This window comes from Sulfurovum sp. bin170 (assembly GCF_010892395.1).
Taxonomy (GTDB): Bacteria; Campylobacterota; Campylobacteria; order Campylobacterales; family Sulfurovaceae; genus UBA1140.
Map to the genome: position 1 here is coordinate 1 of NZ_JAACKB010000149.1, position 1,715 is coordinate 1,715.

General features: G+C 36.0%; 3 protein-coding genes. All 3 read left to right on the forward strand.

Going from position 1 to position 1,715, the window contains the following annotated elements; all coding sequences use genetic code 11:
• The first annotated feature begins 108 nt into the window (after positions 1-108).
• Positions 109-567 (forward strand): iron-sulfur cluster assembly scaffold protein, encoded by a 459-nt coding sequence (locus GSY74_RS03550; RefSeq protein WP_164663735.1) that lies wholly within the window; start codon positions 109-111, stop codon positions 565-567.
• Positions 551-1,390: a hypothetical protein gene (locus GSY74_RS03555; protein WP_164663736.1), complete on the forward strand. Its 840-nt coding sequence runs from the start codon at positions 551-553 to the stop codon at positions 1,388-1,390. Before GSY74_RS03550 ends, GSY74_RS03555 begins: the two co-directional genes overlap by 17 nt.
• A 38-nt stretch (positions 1,391-1,428) precedes the next feature.
• Positions 1,429-1,715, forward strand: a 287-nt coding sequence (locus GSY74_RS03560) for a hypothetical protein (protein WP_223157454.1), incomplete at its 3' end; no start/stop codon positions are given.

A 1,715-nucleotide genomic window follows, 5' to 3' on the forward strand; every position in this document is an offset into this window, starting at 1 on the left:
AAATCCTTTAAAGATATATCTATTTATTGGGCTAAAAGCACTCAATCAAACTAAACCAAAATCCAAAAGGGTATAATATCGGAGAAAAATTAGGAAAAAGGGCAAAATATGAACGCAGATGCACAACTCATAGAGCATATGATGAATCCACAAAACTATGGAGATATGCCAGAAAATGATGCAACAGGCATGGGTAAAAATCCACAAAATGGTGAAAAAGTTGCAATATATCTAAAAGTAGAAAAGGCTGATAACCCAATCATCAAAGATATATCATTTCAAGCTATTGGCTGTAGTACAACCATCGTTTCAGGCTCTATTATAACATCTGAAGCAAAAGGAATCACATTCACCAGAGCCGAAGAGTTAGTCTCTGTAACTCTAGGGATGTTAGATAATCTACCACCAGAAGACGCAGCATGTACAGAGATGGTAGCCCTAGCACTAAAAGCTGCACTAGATACCTATATAGAGAAACAGAAAGATAGCGACTTCCCAATGATAAGCTATCAAATCAGCACAGACTGTACACCAAAAGAGGAGGAGAATAGTGAAAAGACTATTTAAAGAGATTCACGAAGCGTGGTTAGCAACCCAATTTACAGGATTTATCTCAAAGACACAGAGTAGACAAGAGCTATATGAGTTTGCCAATATTCTATTTAAACACCTAACATGGCTAGAGAATGATTTTATCAAAAATGGAGTAGAGTACAACTATAATATAAAACATGTACCTATCCGCGTAACCCATATCTCTCACATGATTAACGACATCCTAAAGAGACTAACCTCAATAGAATCTAAATTAGACTCTTGCAAAGATGGGGATATAACCCATCGGATGAGAAGCGATATAGAGTATATCAAAGCCGTGCTAGAGAGACTCCCTGAAGAGGAGGTAGAGGATAGATTTGATAGTAATAGAGAGTATCCAAATGTCGAATTAACCCAAAGAGCCAAAGATGCCTTAACTCTATTTTTGTTTGAAGAGAGCTACAAAGAGTATGAGCTTATCATGGTATACAACTACTCAAAAGCAAATAGCAATGATGTTTTTTTAAATAGAATTTATCAAATCCTTGTAGATGAGTCTCTATTCCACCTAAGAAGTTTTGGTCAGATGATGGCAGATATGGGAATACTTGGTGTTCCAAGAACTCTTATGGAGGAGATTTATAAATTTGAGAACTTAGAACAGTTCCTAAAAGATGGTATCCAAGAGGAGATAGGAGCCAAAGAGGAGTGCAAAAGATTAGCAGAAGCTGTATCTGATAGCTCTGAACACTTTGCTGCTTTCTTCACATTTATCAATAATCAGGAAAATTATCATATCGCTTTAATGGAAGAGGCTTTGGCTTATATTGAAGGGATGGCTGACCCTAAATGAGATATTACCCAATAACCTAAATACAAAAGGAAATATTGATGTTCAAATCAAATAAAACTAAAACTGTGCTACTTTCACTACTACTTCTTGCAGGTTGTAGTGCAACTTCACCAAAAAATGAGACTAAAAATGAAACAAAAAGTTCTAACTCTCTACAACAAGAGGCTGTTGATGCACACAATAAAGTTAGAGCAGAAGTATTTGAAGGAGCTAAAGTAATATGGAGTGATGAGATAGCTGCTACATCTCAGAAGTATGCAGACCATCTAGCATCTACTGGTGGATTTGGACATGATACTAGTAAATATGGTGAAAATTTATATGC

Excerpts from the sequence above, each read along its gene's own strand:
- GSY74_RS03550 (WP_164663735.1), top strand. The coding sequence starts at position 109 with ATGAACGCAGATGCACAACTCATAGAGCATATGATGAATCCACAAAAC.